At 63.5% G+C, this 13,765-nt stretch carries 17 protein-coding genes; 10 read left to right on the top strand and 7 right to left on the bottom strand.

From position 1 onward, the window contains the following. Positions 1–207, bottom strand: coding sequence for a DUF2945 domain-containing protein (locus tag NMA58_RS04070; protein ID WP_434713500.1), 207 nt, complete (start codon positions 205–207; stop codon positions 1–3). Positions 208–416: 209 nt separating this feature from the next. Between NMA58_RS04070 and NMA58_RS04065 the strand changes: the two genes are divergently transcribed. Both NMA58_RS04065 and NMA58_RS04060 read left to right on the top strand, forming a co-directional pair. Next, positions 417–1,295, top strand: coding sequence for an SDR family NAD(P)-dependent oxidoreductase (locus NMA58_RS04065; RefSeq protein WP_434712457.1), 879 nt, complete (start codon positions 417–419; stop codon positions 1,293–1,295). A gap of 175 nt (positions 1,296–1,470) precedes the next feature. After that, a complete protein-coding gene (locus NMA58_RS04060) occupies positions 1,471–2,028 on the top strand; it encodes a DUF2087 domain-containing protein (protein ID WP_434712455.1) in 558 nt (185 codons plus the stop codon). Positions 2,029–2,079: 51 nt separating this feature from the next. On the opposite strand, the gene NMA58_RS04055 is transcribed toward NMA58_RS04060, so the two are convergent. Further along, entirely contained in the window at positions 2,080–2,274 is a 195-nt protein-coding gene (locus NMA58_RS04055) for a hypothetical protein (protein ID WP_434712453.1), read from the bottom strand. 134 nt (positions 2,275–2,408) lie between these two features. On the opposite strand from NMA58_RS04055, the gene NMA58_RS04050 reads away from it, so the two are divergent. From NMA58_RS04050 to NMA58_RS04030, 5 genes are all read left to right on the top strand, one after another. Beyond that, complete coding sequence (locus NMA58_RS04050) at positions 2,409–3,410, top strand: ABC transporter ATP-binding protein (RefSeq protein ID WP_430958714.1); 1,002 nt, start codon at positions 2,409–2,411, stop codon at positions 3,408–3,410. Between the two features lie 43 nt (positions 3,411–3,453). Next, the gene (locus NMA58_RS04045) at positions 3,454–4,254 is read left to right on the top strand and encodes an ABC transporter permease (RefSeq protein ID WP_434712451.1); all 801 of its coding nucleotides are present in this window, start codon (positions 3,454–3,456) and stop codon (positions 4,252–4,254) included. A 2-nt stretch (positions 4,255–4,256) separates the two neighbouring features. Further along, the gene (locus NMA58_RS04040) at positions 4,257–5,060 is read left to right on the top strand and encodes an ABC transporter permease (protein ID WP_434712449.1); all 804 of its coding nucleotides are present in this window, start codon (positions 4,257–4,259) and stop codon (positions 5,058–5,060) included. Positions 5,061–5,143: 83 nt separating this feature from the next. Continuing rightward, positions 5,144–5,398, top strand: a complete 255-nt coding sequence (locus tag NMA58_RS04035; protein ID WP_434712448.1) for a type II toxin-antitoxin system Phd/YefM family antitoxin — start codon at positions 5,144–5,146, stop codon at positions 5,396–5,398. Beyond that, complete coding sequence (locus NMA58_RS04030) at positions 5,398–5,805, top strand: type II toxin-antitoxin system VapC family toxin (RefSeq protein WP_183703443.1); 408 nt, start codon at positions 5,398–5,400, stop codon at positions 5,803–5,805. The genes NMA58_RS04035 and NMA58_RS04030 overlap by 1 nt, the downstream gene beginning before the upstream one ends. Positions 5,806–5,865: 60 nt before the next feature. On the opposite strand, the gene NMA58_RS04025 is transcribed toward NMA58_RS04030, so the two are convergent. Beyond that, positions 5,866–6,486 carry a glutathione S-transferase family protein gene (locus tag NMA58_RS04025; RefSeq protein ID WP_434712446.1) on the bottom strand — a complete coding sequence of 207 codons (621 nt, stop codon included), beginning with the start codon at positions 6,484–6,486 and terminating at the stop codon, positions 5,866–5,868. A gap of 276 nt (positions 6,487–6,762) precedes the next feature. Continuing rightward, entirely contained in the window at positions 6,763–7,119 is a 357-nt protein-coding gene (locus NMA58_RS04020) for a DUF4406 domain-containing protein (RefSeq protein WP_097601544.1), read from the bottom strand. Between the two features lie 139 nt (positions 7,120–7,258). Here NMA58_RS04020 and NMA58_RS04015 point away from each other — a divergent pair, with 139 nt between their 5' ends. Beyond that, positions 7,259–8,014: a DeoR/GlpR family DNA-binding transcription regulator gene (locus NMA58_RS04015; protein WP_434712445.1), complete on the top strand. Its 756-nt coding sequence runs from the start codon at positions 7,259–7,261 to the stop codon at positions 8,012–8,014. A gap of 59 nt (positions 8,015–8,073) precedes the next feature. Here the strand turns inward: NMA58_RS04015 and NMA58_RS04010 are convergent, their stop codons facing one another. After that, entirely contained in the window at positions 8,074–9,081 is a 1,008-nt protein-coding gene (locus tag NMA58_RS04010; protein ID WP_434712444.1) for an asparaginase, read from the bottom strand. Positions 9,082–9,326: 245 nt separating this feature from the next. Here NMA58_RS04010 and NMA58_RS04005 point away from each other — a divergent pair, with 245 nt between their 5' ends. Continuing rightward, entirely contained in the window at positions 9,327–10,580 is a 1,254-nt protein-coding gene (locus NMA58_RS04005; RefSeq protein WP_434712443.1) for an MFS transporter, read from the top strand. Positions 10,581–10,619: 39 nt separating this feature from the next. On the opposite strand, the gene NMA58_RS04000 is transcribed toward NMA58_RS04005, so the two are convergent. Continuing rightward, complete coding sequence (locus NMA58_RS04000) at positions 10,620–11,243, bottom strand: helix-turn-helix transcriptional regulator (RefSeq protein WP_430958709.1); 624 nt, start codon at positions 11,241–11,243, stop codon at positions 10,620–10,622. A 101-nt stretch (positions 11,244–11,344) separates the two neighbouring features. On the opposite strand from NMA58_RS04000, the gene NMA58_RS03995 reads away from it, so the two are divergent. Next, positions 11,345–12,772, top strand: coding sequence for an MFS transporter (locus tag NMA58_RS03995; RefSeq protein WP_430958708.1), 1,428 nt, complete (start codon positions 11,345–11,347; stop codon positions 12,770–12,772). On the opposite strand, the gene NMA58_RS03990 is transcribed toward NMA58_RS03995, so the two are convergent. Then, complete coding sequence (locus tag NMA58_RS03990) at positions 12,744–13,751, bottom strand: NAD(P)H-quinone oxidoreductase (RefSeq protein ID WP_434712441.1); 1,008 nt, start codon at positions 13,749–13,751, stop codon at positions 12,744–12,746. The genes NMA58_RS03995 and NMA58_RS03990 overlap by 29 nt on opposite strands. Between the last annotated feature and the right edge of the window lie 14 nt (positions 13,752–13,765).

The raw sequence follows: 13,765 nt of genomic DNA, 5'->3' as shown, positions 1-13,765 counted from the left end.
TTATTGTCCTCCGACCTTTTTCAAAGCGTCTTCCCTATGGGCGGCTATATGATCGCTCTTGATCTCGTACTGGGGCGACGCCTCGGTCGCCCGATGGCGATGCCCTTTGTAATGGAAATCCCGGGTGTGGATCGCAATGATGCGGCCGGAGACCTGCCCGGCCTCCGAATTCCAGGTAACGTGATCTCCCCGAGCAAATTTGGCCATGTCGAACAACTCGCCGGATTCCAGTTGCATCTAACATCTGAACCGCCTTGTTTGTTCCCGTCATAATCGACATGCTGAAACCTGCGGCTGTGGAGAAGAGAGGCCGGCACAGAAGGTCCGCGCCTCGCAAAAAGCATCGCCCGGCAGAAGCCTCTCTGCCGATATGCGCTTATCCGCGTTGATCGCCAGCTCATCAGGGAGAGCCCACTATGAAAGACGTCGTCGCTTTGGTCACCGGCGGGAGCCGCGGCATAGGGCGCGGCATTGCCCTTGCTCTGCTTGCCGAAGGCGTCACCGTTCATGTGACCGGCAGGACGCGTTTCGAGGCGGAGGCAAAGCAAGCGGGATCGGCGGGATCGCTCGAGGGGCTCGAGTTTGAAGCGGCAAAACTGCCGGGGCGCCTTTCCGTCCATCGATGCGATCACGCTAGCGACGCCGACAGCGAGCGGGTGGCCGAAGCGATCCGGGCCGGCGGCAGGCTGGATATTCTGGTGAACAATGCATGGCCGGGCTACGAACGTATGGTGGAAGACGGGGAATTCACCTGGCCCAGGCCATTTTGGGAGCAGCCGGTGTGGCGGTGGGAGGCGATGATTGGCACCGCGCTCAGGGGCGCTTTCATGATGTCGCGCGCGGTCGCTCCGTTGATGATCTCGGCACGACGCGGCCTCATCGTCAACATATCCTTCTGGGCCGCCCAGCTCTACGATGGCAATGCGGTCTATGGCATCACCAAGGCCGCCGCCGACAAGATGGCCGCAGACTTCGCCCATGAGCTGCGCCCTCACAGTGTCGCCGCCGTTGCGCTTTATCCGGGGCTCGTCCGCACCGAAGCCGTTCTTGAGAACGCCGAGCATTTCGACATGAGCAATTCGGAATCACCTCAGTTCATCGGCCATGTCATTGGCGGGCTGTGGCGCGACCCGCTGCTCATGTCGAAATCCGGGCGCGTGCTGATCGCCGCGGCATTGGCGCGGGAATACGGCATCGCCGATGTCGACGGCACCCGGCCGGTTCCGCTTAGCGCTGCCGACTTTGCGGGGAACGCCGGACCCTCTGCCGGAGCCAGCGAACTGGAAGACTGTTGAAATATCGAGGGCCCGATGATAATCGCTGAGTCGGGTCTGCAGTTCACCCAGGCATCGCCGTTCTTCGGAACACGCTAAACCTGACAATAACCGAGATATGGACATCGATCCCGTGCCATGTCGGAAGGGCGATCACCGGTAATCCATCCGGAACGGCACGACCAAAGGATAGGTCATGTCCAGAAAACTCATTCCTCTCCAGGTGAGCGATGCGTCCTCATTTGCCAAGTCGCTGCGCCTCCAGCTCTCCGCCCATGAAGGGCTTCCATCTCACCTCCAATTCTTGAACATGCTGGCACGGGCTGCCGGTTACGGCAATTTCCAGAGCCTGCGTGCAAAAGCCGGTCCCGCAGAGAGCGAGGGGCAGCTACCGGCATCCGTGCCTGCCGCCTATGTCGAGATCGACCGGAAGCATATCGATCGCGTTCAGCGCAGCTTTGACGAAGAGCTCCGCCTAGTGCGCTGGCCCTCGCGGCGCATGGATCAGATCACGGCGCTTTGGCTTCTGTGGTCACAGATTCCCTCGACCACGGAGATGTCCGAGAAGGAGGTCAATGCTCTTCTTCGCGACAGGCACCTGTTTGGAGATCACGCATTGCTGCGTCGGGAACTCTGCGAGCTCGGACTGATGAGCCGGACGCGCGACGGCAGCGTCTACCGGCGCGTCGAACGGCCGATGCCGATACACGCATCGGCAATCCTCAGTCAGCGTTCCGAACGCCAAGCGAGCTGATGCCGACCTCCGCGGAAGCGCCTGATCGAAGAGAGCCTTCGATCAGGCGCCTCATTCTTCTTGCGTGTCATCATCGCCGCCCCGCCTCTTGCGGCGCGGACGGAGATTGCCGAAGCCGATATAGTGATCGGCATCCGAGGTGTTCCATCGGCCTGCGAGGAAGATGATCGCAATGGCCGCGGCAACGATGAGCAAGGCGTAGATCTTGTCCATGCCTTCAATGTAGCGCAGGCGGAGATCGGTCAAGGTCGTGGCGACACAAGGCCGAAGTGATCGATCGAAACGCAACTTCAGCTTGAACGAATCCCACTTCGCGTTAGCCTGCGTTCTCAAGCCCATCGCCGCCCGAGTCGGCTCGCTTCATATCCGAGGGAATAGACATGCCGGCTTTGATCGAAGCACGGGGCGTCAGCAAGCGCTTCCGGCAGCACAAGAGATTTCCGGGTCTCATCGGCGCCTTCAAGACGCTGGTGACCAGCGAATATACCGAGGTTCAGGCCGTTTCCGATATCAGCTTCGATATTACGGCCGGCGAGGCAGTCGGTTATCTCGGCCCGAACGGCGCCGGCAAATCGACGATGATCAAGATGATGACCGGCATTCTGGTGCCGAGTTCAGGAACGCTTTCGGTGCTCGGCCGCACGCCGCATCTCTCCCGCATGGATAATGCGCGCGAGATCGGCGTCGTCTTCGGCCAGCGCAGCCAGCTGTGGTGGGATCTGCCGCTGATCGACAGCTTCACCCTGCACCAGCGCATCTATGATATCCCGGCCGCCCGCTATACGAACAATCTGCGCCAGTTCAGCGAGCTGCTCGACCTCTCGCCCTTCCTCGACCGGGCGGTGCGCCAGCTCAGCCTCGGCCAGCGCATGCGCGCCGAGATCGTCATGTCGCTGCTGCACGATCCGAAGATCCTGTTTCTCGACGAACCGACGATCGGGCTCGATGTGGTCGCCAAGGATGCCGTGCGGCGCTTTCTCGCCGAGATCAACCGGGAACGCGGCGTCACGATCATCCTCACCACTCATGATCTGCAGGACATCGAGACGATCTGCCCGCGACTGATCATGGTCGATCACTCCAGGCTGATCTTCGACGGCGAATTGCGCAGCCTGCGCGCCGCCCTCGGCTCGGCCCGGCGGCTGACGCTGGAATTTGCCAGCGACCCGGGGCCATTGCGGCTCAGCACGGCGTCGCTCGTCAGCGATGAGGGCCTGCGCAAGGAATATCTGATCGAGCGCGAGGACGTGTCGCTGGTCAAGATCCTTTCGGAGGTCGGCAGCGACCGCGACCTCAAGGATGTAGCGCTGCACGAGCCCGACATCGAAGAGGTCATCCGCACCTTCTACCAGGGCCGCAACGCCAGGGCCCGAGCCTCATGAGCACCTATCTCGCCTTCACCCGCAACGCCCAGGCGCCCACACCATGAGCGCTTATCTGGCCTTCACACGCAGCGCCTTCCACGCGCAGCTCGCCTACCGCAACGAGGTCTGGGCCAACATCTTCGGCAAGCTGGTGCAGGTCGTCGCCCGCGTCGCCATCTGGCTCGCCGTTTATGCCGGCGTCGGCGCGACCGTCGTCGACGGCGTCTCGCTGCAGCAGATGGTGACCTACGCCCTGCTCGGCGGCGCTGTCATGGGCGCCACCCGTCCTGAAAGGGTCATCGGCGAGATCGGCCGGTCGCTCAAAACAGGCGATATCGCCGTCTGGCTGCTGAAGCCGCTTTCCTATCCGCTCTATCTCTTCGCCAATGAATGCGGCAGCTTTTCCTACCGCCTGGCGACGCAGGTGATCCCGACCGTCGCCTTCACCGCCTTGTTTTACGGCATGCTGGCGCCGGCGAGCCTGTTTCACGGTCTGATGTTTATCGCCTTCTGGGCGCTATCTTTCGTGCTGATCTTCCTGATGTCGGCGCTGTTCGGGCTGATCGCCTTCTGGCTGATGACGAGCTTCTCGCTGGACTGGATTCTCGGCGCCCTGCTGCATCTGTTCTCCGGCCTGCTGGTGCCCTTCTGGTTCTTCCCCGAGCCCTTAGCGACGATCGCCCGCCGCCTGCCCTTCGCCTGGGTCGTCTATTATCCCAATGCGGTCTATCTCGGCAGGCTTTCCGTCGCCGATACCTGGCTGCATCTCGGCCTCGGTCTCGGCTGGGCCGGACTGTTCCTTATGGGCGTGCTCTGGCTATGGCGCCTGGCCTCGCGCCGCATAACCGTGCAGGGAGGCTGATCGTGCTCCTCCATCACCTCCGCGTCATTCCGCTTCTGGTGCGCATGCATGTGCGCTCGCAAATGGAATATCGCGGCGCCTTCTGGCTCGACCGGCTTGCGCAGATCCTTTCCTATGGCAGCGTCTTTGCCACGATCGGCATCCTGCTTGCCCGCTTCCAGACGCTTGGCGGCTGGACCTGGCCGGAGCTGGCGCTGCTCTTCAGCTTTCAGCTGCTTGCCTATTCGCTGGGTGCAGCTATGAGCTTCGTCCAATTGCGCGATCTCGAGGAGCTGGTGCGACTCGGCACCTACGACACGCTCCTGGTCAAGCCGTTCAGCCCCTGGGCCTATCTCGTCTTTTCCGGCCTCAATATCGGCTATGCCGGCCATATTATCCTGGCAGTGCCGCTGCTCTGCTGGGCTGTCCTGTCGGTCGATTTCGCCTGGACGGCCGCGTCCGTGGCGTTCCTGCTTGCCGCGATCGTCAGCGCGACGCTGCTCACCGGTGCGATGATCACCATGATCGGCGCGACGGCACTGATGTGGGTACGCTCGAACCACCTCTTCTCGATCTTCTTCGGCTTCTGGGAACTGACGCGTTATCCGCTCAACATCTTTCCCGGCAGCATCCAGCTGACCCTGATCACCGCCGTGCCGCTGGCGCTGACCAGCTCGGTCCCGGTCGGCGCCCTGCTCGGAAAGCCGATCCCGATTCTCGGCGATTGGGCCGAGCCGGTCGCGCTCGCCGCCGGCCCGGTCTGGGTGCTCATCGGCATCGCCCACTGGCGCTACGCCACCCGCAAATACCAGGGCGCCGGCGGCTGATGATCGGCCAGCCGAGAACACCCTCATTGACCTGCCGCCCTTCCTCTCTTATATAGCTAGACAGTCTAGCCAGGAACAGTTTTATGGAATGGCAATTGCAGGACGCGAAGAACCAGTTCTCGAAAGTGGTGCAGAAGGCGCGAGACGAAGGACCGCAAGTGGTCACCTTGCGCGGTGAGCGCGCGGCTGTCGTATTGTCCGCCGGCGATTACGACGCCCTGCGTGCCGGCCGTCCGACGCTGGTCGATGATCTGCTGGGCGGTCCTGCCTGGGACGATGATCTCGCCGATGCGGTCGAAGCGAGGGCCAAGAGTCCCAGCCGTGGCGTGGCCTTCTGATGTATCTCGTCGATACCAATATCGTCTCTGAGGCGCGACGCAGCACGCCGCAGGCGGTTTCCTGGCTGCGCTCCGTCGATCCGCTGAGCATCCATCTGAGCGCGTTGACGCTCGGCGAGATCATGCGCGGCATTGCCCTCAAACAGAGGTCGGATCCGAAGGCCGCGACCCACTTAGCCGAGTGGCTGCGCAAGCTGCGCCACGACCATGGCAGCCGTATCCTTCCGGTGACCGATCAGATTGCCGTGGAATGGGGCCGCATCGCAGCAATCCGGCCGCGCGGCGACATTGATGGACTGATCGCTGCGACGGCGATCGTCCACGATCTCATCGTCGTCACCCGCAATGTCGGCGATTTCCGCGACACCGGTGCATCCGTAATCGACCCCTGGCAGACGTCAGCGTGAATGCAGGGGCGGCTACGACCGGCCCCGCATCACAGACGGGTTTTGACATCTCAGGGCGGATCAGCCCCGGTCATAGACCAGCGCCCGCTGGACGGCGGGGCGCTGCAGCATGCGGGCGTGATGGTCGCTGACCTTTGCGAAACGGGCGGGATCGACGCCGTCGGACGGCAGCCAGTCGGTCATGACGAAGAGATAGGGATCGGCAAGCGAATAGGTCTCGCCCATCACCCACGGGCCCTCGAACATCTTCTCTTCGATCAGCATGAAGCAATCGGCCATATTCTGCGGCACCTTCGCCTTCATCGCCTCGAGCGCCGCCGGCTCGTCGGCCCAGCGGGAGCCGCGCGGGCGGTGGGCATGGTTCACATGCACGGTCGAGCAGAGATAGCTGTTGAAGGATTGCAGCCGCGCCATTTCGAAGGCATCGCCGAGCGGCGCGAGCTTCGCGGCCGGTGCGCTTTCAGCGATGAAGCCGAGAATCGCCGGCGTTTCCGTCAGCACGCCGCGCTCGGTAACGAGCGCCGGCACCCGACCCTTCGGATTGATCTTCAGATAGTCCGGCGAACGCTGCTCGCCGTCGCGGAAGTTGAGCTTTTTTGTTTCGAATGCAAGGCCGGATTCTTCGAGAGCAATCAGGCTTGCGAGCGCGCAGGTTCCGGATGCGTAATATAATGTCAGCATGATTATCGACTCCCTTTCGGCACGTCTTATAGCGCGGGGATTGGTGCGCCGGAACCGGGGAGATGGCGGTTGCCTAGGCTTTCGGGAGCCGGACAATGAACGGCGTGCCGGGAGGCTGCCCCTCATCCGGCTGCCGCCACCTTCTCACCGTTCTGACGGGGAGAAGGGGTATGCCGCACCCGCTTCCTCTATCTCAAGGTTGCGTTTGGCACGTCCCCTCTCCCCGTCAGAACGGGGAGAGGGCTAAGTGAGGGGCGCCCCACGGGACACCCTTACTCACCCGCAGCCCGGCACATCCTCCAGCCGATGCCAGACCGGGATGCCGCGTTCCCTAGCGATGCGCACGTCGTTGTCCGCGCCCTTCGATTCACCCGGCAAGCGCAGCACGCCCTCGCAGAGCTGCAGCAGCCGGCCAGCGACCGGGTGGAAGATCTGCTCGTAGAGCGCATCGCCGACCGATCTGCCGCCGGCGGCGTGCCAGATCGGCAGGGCCACCCATTCGCCGATCATCGGCACATGGCCAGCCTCGAACAAGGCATAAGAGGGTTCTTCCAGCCGCTTCAGGTTGGCGGCCATCTTTTCCGGGTCGTCGCCCGTCCCGGACCGATAAGGCCCGGCAATCAAAATCAACATGATCCACTCCATCGCTCCGCTTCTGTGCGAGCACTCCCGGCCTCATGCACGGGATTTCCTGAAATGCACGATATTTCTTGAATGTCGAGTCATTTCGTGCAATATCATGCCATCTCGTGAATTTTCGTGCGGAGACACAATGCTGACGACGCAGCGCAAGACCCTGATTCTCGACATCTTGCGCCGCGACGGCCAGGTGATCGCCAAGCGTGTCGCCGACGATTTTTCGCTTTCGGAAGACACGATCCGGCGGGACCTCAGGGAAATGGCGGCGGAGGGACTCTTGAAACGCGTGCATGGCGGTGCGATGCCGCTGGCACCGGAGCTGCCGGATTTCACGGCGCGGCGCAGCGTCTCGTCCGAAATCAAGGCGCGGCTCGGAGCCGCGGCGGCGGCGATGGTCAAGCCGGGGCAGATGATCTTCCTCGACGGCGGCACGACGACCGCGGAAATTGCCAGGCACCTGCCACGCGACATGGCGCTGACGGTCGCGACCCACAGTCCGACGATCGCGGCCGAGCTCGAGCACCATCCGACGGCCGAGGTGATCCTGGCGGGCGGACGGCTCTACAAACATTCGATGGTGGCGACCGGCGCTGCGGCGATGGCGGCGATTTCCCAGCTGCGCCCCGATCTCTTCTTCCTCGGCGTCACCGCCGCCCACCCCGTTCACGGGCTTTCCACCGGCGATTTTGAGGAAGCCGCGATCAAGCGGCATATCGCCCGCTGCGCAGCCGAAACGCATGTGCTGCTGACGGAGGAGAAGTTCGATCTCGTCTCGCCCTGCCCGGTGCTCGGCATTGCCGAGGTGGCGGGACTGATCGTGCCGGCCGAGATTGCGGCCGAGCGGCTGAAGCCCTATCGCGACCTCAACGGCACGATCGCTGAAGCGTAACCCTGCGCAGAAAAGTCAGGGGCTCGATGGCGTACGAAAACCGTGCGCAGTTTTCCGCATCATGCCGAGAAGACAGAGGTCGCTCTGATATCGCCGACATGGATGCCGTTCCAATTGCGTATCGGCATCGCGGAGAAGGCCATCAAGGCTGCATGCACCGTCTCTTCAGTCTCGAAGAAGCGGGCGAGTGTGGCCGCCACCATGGCTTCGGCGGCGCGGGTGGCGCCATCCTCGCATTTGAGCGCGATGGCGATGCCCTTTTCCGGGATGGCGGCGCAGAAGACGCCCTCGGCGCCCGTCTTGATGAAGATGCGACCGGGAGCGATCTGCATCAGTTTGGTGCAGGCGCGGCCGGAGCCGGCGACATAGAAGGGCTCGGCCATGCAGGCCTCGATCAGGCGCCGGGATGCTTTGGCGCGCAAGGGCTCCAGACTGGTGCCGGTCGCCATCTTCGCAAAGCCGTGGGCCAAGCTGCGCAAAGGCACGGCGTAGGTCGGGATGGAGCAGCCGTCGGTGCCGCAGCTCTCGGCGCCGAGCACGGCTCCAGTCAGGCTTTCCATCACTGCTCGGATCTCGACCTGCAGCGGGTGCTCGTAGCCGACATAACCTTTCGGGTCGATATCGCGGTGGCAGCAGGCGCAGATGAAACCGGCGTGCTTCCCCGAGCAATTGTTGTGCAGCGCCGTCGGTGCGCCGAGCGTGCGGGCCTGATGGATCAGGACTTTCTGGTTCATCGACCAGTGGGCGCCGCATTCCAGCGCTTCGGCATTGCGGCCGGCACGCGACAGCATCGAGGCGGCAAGCGCCACATGTTCGTCCTCGCCATTATGCGAGGCGCAGGCGAGCGCCAGCTCCTTATCACTGAAGCCATAGGCATCGGCCGCACCGCTCTCGACAAGCGGCAGCGCCTGCATCGCCTTGCAGGCCGAGCGTGGGAAGACGGCGGCGTCGATGTCGCCGAGCGAAAAGACAAGCTTGCCGTCGCCATCGACGACCGCCACCGCGCCACGATGACGGCTTTCGACGAGCAGGCCGCGGGTGACTTCGACGGTGACGGGATTGGTCATGGGCTCTCATCCGAATGCTGGCGGGATGCGGCAGGCATAACGCGTCGGGGCGCGAAAGCCAACGGGGTTCAGATGGCACCACAATCCGGCGACGGCCGTGAGTTTGGTGCCTCCTCCGTCATCCCAGGCCCTTCAGCCCGGATCCAGCCGGGCTCGACCAGGCAGGCCGGTCGGTCGGCCATCACCTCATCCAACACCCATCACGGAAACTGACGCAAGCGATCGAAAACTATCGTTTCTCTGATGTGTCTGTTGCGGCTAAGAGTGGTGCATCAGGAACCGCCCCCATGTCATCCAGCTTCTCCCTCATCCTGCGCGACAACAGAATCCGCATTCCGGCCGTGACGCTCGTCGCGCTTGCCTTTACCTATGCCTCGACCGTGCCTTACCAGTCGATCATCGGGATCAACGAACTGGGCTTAAGCAACGGCGCCTATTCGGCGCTGGTGTTCTTCTCGGCGATCGTCAACGTTGCGACGAGTCTGACGCTCGGCATCTGGTCGGACAGGCTGAAGGAGCGCCGGCCGCTGGTGCTGGGGCTTTCGGTCGCCGGCATGCTCGGCTTCGGGTCGATCGCGATCATTCACAGCCCGGCAATCTTTATCTTTTCGACGCTGCTGCTGGTGCCGATGAGCGGCTCCACCTATTCGCTGCTCTTCGCCAGCCTGCGCGCCAGGACCAACCAGATGGAGCGTGGCGAGGGCGCGGCGGTGACGGCGACGGTGCGGGCGCTGTTTTCCGGCTCCTGGGCGCTGGCGCCGGGGCTGATCGGCCTTTATCTCGTCAATTCGCCATCGATGACGCCGGCCTATGGCATCGCGGCACTCGCCAGTTGCACCTGCTTCTGCCTGTATTTCTTCTTCGCCCCCGGCAACGGCAGCGCCGGCCCTGCTGCCGATCCGGTGGGTTTCCTCGCTTCGCTGAAACGGATCTTCATGCCGAACGTGCTGATCCGCGTCGTCATCATGTCGCTGCTCTTCGCGTTGCAGCGGCTGAACGGCATGCTTCTGCCGCTGATCATCACACGTGCGGCGGGCGGAAACGTCGCCGATGTCGGTTTCATCGCCGGGCTGACGGCGCTTCTCGAAATGCCGTTCATGATGATGTGGGGCCTAGCGCAGCGGCGCTTCCGCACCGCGCATGTGCTGGCCTTCGGCGCGCTGATCTACTGCGCCTACCTGCTGCTGCTCGGATTTGCTTCCGCGCCCTGGCACATCTATGCGCTGCTGCTCGTCAATGCCTGCGGCGCGGCGGCAATCCTCAGCGTGCCGATCACCTATCTGCAGGACCTGATCGCCGACCGGCCGGGGCTCGGAACCTCGCTGCTCTCGCTCAATACCTTCATCGGCACCGGCATCGCCGCCGGGCTCTTCGCATTCGGCACATCGCTCACCGATTATTCCGGCACCGCCTTCGTCGGCGCCGGCGCGGGTCTCGCGGCGATCGGAGCGTTGCTCCATCTGGAAAGCAGCAGGCGGCAGGCGCGGCAGCCGGCCTGAGTGCGGCGCAGGGCACACGCCCGCTTCAATCGCCAAGGCTTACCGCGTCGTGATGCGGTAGGCGCAGCGGCGGGCGCCGGTGAGGATATGTTCGCTGCGCTCGACGTCGGCGCTGAGGACAGCGCGGAACGTTTCGAGTTCGGAGCGGCAGAAGCCGGCGCAGGCGGTGGCCGCCGCGCAGATCGGACAGTGATTTTCAACCAGCATGAAGGAGCCGTCCGCCTCCTGCCAGCTGTCGGCCATATAACCCTCGCGGGTGCGGATCGCAGCCAGGCCCTCGACACGCGCGGCCAGGTCGCCTGCGTTTTCGAGCTCGTGGCGATAGCGCTTCAGCGTCTCGGCCTCGCGGGCGGAGATGACGGTGTCGAGCGCTCCCGCTCCAAGCTGATCGACGAGGGTACCGAGGAGAGCGGCCGTCAGTTCGGCATGGCCGTCGGGGAAGCGGCGATTGCCGGCCGCCGTCAGATGCCAGAGCTGACGCGGCCTGCCCCTGCCGGCAGCGGCAACGGTGACCGGCTCCACCAGCCCCTCCTCTGCCATCTTCGCCAGCTGCTGGCGGGCCGCCTCGCCGGAAATGCCAAGCGCATCGCCGATCGCCGAGCCAAGCTGCGGGCCGTCGGTCTTGAGCAGGATCAGAATTCGGTTGGCCGGGGACTGACGCATATTTTCCAAGCGAAGCCTTGTTTTAATTGGAGCGACGTGTAATTTTCCAATTTATATCTTGGAAAATAATTGCCCACCAGCAAAAACATTGGGAGCCTCCCATGTCCGATATCGACCAGACCATTGCCATTCCGAATGCCAGTTCCGTCTTCCGCCTGTTCCTGCCGGAACACCTGCCGGCGACCTTCATGCTTGCCAGCGGCGTGACGCTTTACGCGGTCGAGAGTTATATCACCGCCACCATCACCCCCTCGATCGTGCGCGATATCGGCGGCCTTGCCCTGATTTCCTGGGTGACGAGCTTGTTCGTGGCGGCCGCCATTCTCGGTTCGATCTTCGTCGCCATGCGCCCCCGGGGAATCGGGCTCCGTGTGGTCTATGTGATCGCGGCGCTGATCTTCGGCGTCGGCAGCATAGTCGCGGCAATCGGTCCCTCGATGCCGGTGGTGCTGATCGGCCGCGTTGCCCAGGGCCTGGGCACTGGAGCGCTGGCGGCCCTCGGCTATGCCTTCATCCGCTACGTCTATCCGGAACCATTATGGCCGAAAGCCTCGACACTCTATGCGGCGATCTGGGGTGTGGCGACCGTCATCGGGCCGACGCTCGGCGGCTTCTTTTCCTCAGGCAGCAATTGGCGCTACGCCTTCGTCGTGCTCGTGCCGCTCGGTCTTGCGATGGCGGCGCTGGCGCCGCGGCTTTTGCCCGAGGTCAGGGACGAACGCGAACAGGCGGGAACACCGGTCCTGCAGATCGGGCTGCTGCTTACCGCCGTGCTGATGGTCAGCACGGCCGGCGCGATCGACGTGACAGCCGTCAAGGCCGTACTGATCATCGCCTCGGTCGTCGCGGTCTCTGCCATGCTCGTTATCGAGGGCCGAAGCCGCAACCGGCTGCTGCCGTCCGGCGCCGTCAACCTTTCCCGGCCGATTTGCCGCGTCTATCTGGCGATGCTCGTCATGACCGTCGTGCTCGTCAGCGACGTCTTCATTCCCTATTTTCTGCAGGTGCTGCATGGAGTAACGCCGCTGATCTCGGGTTATCTGGTGGCGCTGGTCGCCCTCGGCTGGACCTTCGCCGCCTTCCTCAGCAGTTCGTTGAGCGGCCGACAAGCTTATCTGGCGATCATTGCCGGCGCGCTGATCGAGACGGCGGCGACCGCTTCGCTGGTTCTGTTTCTCGCCAAGGACAATCCGCAGGGGCATTTGCCGCTCATCCTGCCGGCGGCGGCCGCCATGTTCATGATGGGCTTCGGCATCGGTCTCGGCTGGGCGCATTTGGTCGCCATGGTGCTGAAGCTCGTCGCCAGCAACGAACAGGACAAGGCATCAGCGGCAATCCCGACGATGAGCTCGCTTGGCGGCGCCTTCGGCGCGGCCTTCGCGGGCGTCATCGCCAATGGCGCCGGCCTCGTCGATCCGGGCGGCATATCAGGCGCGCTGTCGGCGGCGCACTGGCTTTATCTGCTGATGGCGCTGCCCGGCGTTTTGGCGGTCGGCGTATCTATAACGCTCGGCCGACGCGCAGCATGATCTTGCCGACATGGCTGCCCTCTTCCAGCAGCCGGTGCGCCTCAACGACGTCTTCGAAGGCGAAGACCTTCTGAACGACGGGGGCGATGGTGCCCGCTTCGAGCAGCGGCCAGACCTCCGAGAGCAGATCGTCGCGGATGGCTCGTTTTTCCTCGGCCGTGCGCGGGCGCATGGTGGAGCCGGTGACCGTCAGACGCTTGACCATGATCGGCGAGAGATTGACCTTTTCGGCGACGGCCCCGCCGAGGAAGGCGATGATCGACAGGCAGCCGTCCTTTGCAAGCGAGGCGATGTTGCGCTCGAAATAGGCGGCGCCGATCATATCAAGGATGACATCGACGCCGTGACCAGTCTCGGCCTTGATCACCGCGGCGAAATCCTCGTCCCTGTAGTTGATGGCGCGTTTGGCGCCGAGCCTTTCGCAGGCCTCGCATTTTTCCTTTGAGCCTGCCGTGGCGTAGACCTCGGCGCCGAAGGCGCGGGCAAGCTGGATCGCGGTCGTGCCGATACCGCTCGTGCCGCCATGGATCAGCACGCTTTCGCCTTCGGTCAGCCCGGCCATCTGGAAGAGATTGGCCCAGACAGTGAAGAAGGTTTCGGGAAGGGCCGCGGCCTTGACCGCATCATAGCCCTTGGGAAAGGGCAGAACCTGCCCTGCCGGCAGCAGGCAATATTCGGCATAGGCGCCGCCATTGGCAAGCCCGCAGACCTTGTCGCCGACCGCGTGGCCTACGACACCCGGGCCGACGGCGACGATTTCGCCTGCCAGCTCCAGCCCGAGAATCGGGCTCGCATCCTTAGGTGGAGGATAGCTGCCCTGACGCTGGGCAATATCGGGACGGTTGACGCCGATCGCCTCGGCGCGCACGAGGACCTCGCCTTCGCCGGCCACCGGCAGCGGACGCTTGCCGATCACCATCACATCAGGCCCGCCGAAGGACTTGAGATCAATGAAACGCATTTCCTGAGGCAGTGACATGGCGCGGCCCTCCT

It is taken from the genome of Rhizobium sp. YTUHZ045, assembly GCF_051124255.1.
Taxonomy (GTDB): domain Bacteria; phylum Pseudomonadota; class Alphaproteobacteria; order Rhizobiales; family Rhizobiaceae; genus Rhizobium.
Note: the sequence above shows the minus strand (reverse complement) of the source record. Positions and strands in the feature narration are given on the sequence as shown.

Bases quoted from the DNA above. Each gene is read 5' to 3' on its own strand.
- NMA58_RS04045 (WP_434712451.1), top strand. From the start codon at position 3,454: ATGAGCGCTTATCTGGCCTTCACACGCAGCGCCTTCCACGCGCAGCTC.
- NMA58_RS04060 (WP_434712455.1), top strand. From the start codon at position 1,471: ATGTCCAGAAAACTCATTCCTCTCCAGGTGAGCGATGCGTCCTCATTT.
- NMA58_RS04010 (WP_434712444.1), bottom strand. From the start codon at position 9,081: ATGACCAATCCCGTCACCGTCGAAGTCACCCGCGGCCTGCTCGTCGAA.
- NMA58_RS04000 (WP_430958709.1), bottom strand. From the start codon at position 11,243: ATGCGTCAGTCCCCGGCCAACCGAATTCTGATCCTGCTCAAGACCGAC.
- NMA58_RS04030 (WP_183703443.1), top strand. From the start codon at position 5,398: ATGTATCTCGTCGATACCAATATCGTCTCTGAGGCGCGACGCAGCACG.
- NMA58_RS04035 (WP_434712448.1), top strand. From the start codon at position 5,144: ATGGAATGGCAATTGCAGGACGCGAAGAACCAGTTCTCGAAAGTGGTG.
- NMA58_RS03990 (WP_434712441.1), bottom strand. From the start codon at position 13,751: ATGTCACTGCCTCAGGAAATGCGTTTCATTGATCTCAAGTCCTTCGGC.
- NMA58_RS04065 (WP_434712457.1), top strand. From the start codon at position 417: ATGAAAGACGTCGTCGCTTTGGTCACCGGCGGGAGCCGCGGCATAGGG.
- NMA58_RS04070 (WP_434713500.1), bottom strand. From the start codon at position 207: ATGGCCAAATTTGCTCGGGGAGATCACGTTACCTGGAATTCGGAGGCC.
- NMA58_RS04015 (WP_434712445.1), top strand. From the start codon at position 7,259: ATGCTGACGACGCAGCGCAAGACCCTGATTCTCGACATCTTGCGCCGC.
- NMA58_RS04050 (WP_430958714.1), top strand. From the start codon at position 2,409: ATGCCGGCTTTGATCGAAGCACGGGGCGTCAGCAAGCGCTTCCGGCAG.
- NMA58_RS04025 (WP_434712446.1), bottom strand. From the start codon at position 6,486: ATGCTGACATTATATTACGCATCCGGAACCTGCGCGCTCGCAAGCCTG.
- NMA58_RS03995 (WP_430958708.1), top strand. From the start codon at position 11,345: ATGTCCGATATCGACCAGACCATTGCCATTCCGAATGCCAGTTCCGTC.
- NMA58_RS04020 (WP_097601544.1), bottom strand. From the start codon at position 7,119: ATGTTGATTTTGATTGCCGGGCCTTATCGGTCCGGGACGGGCGACGAC.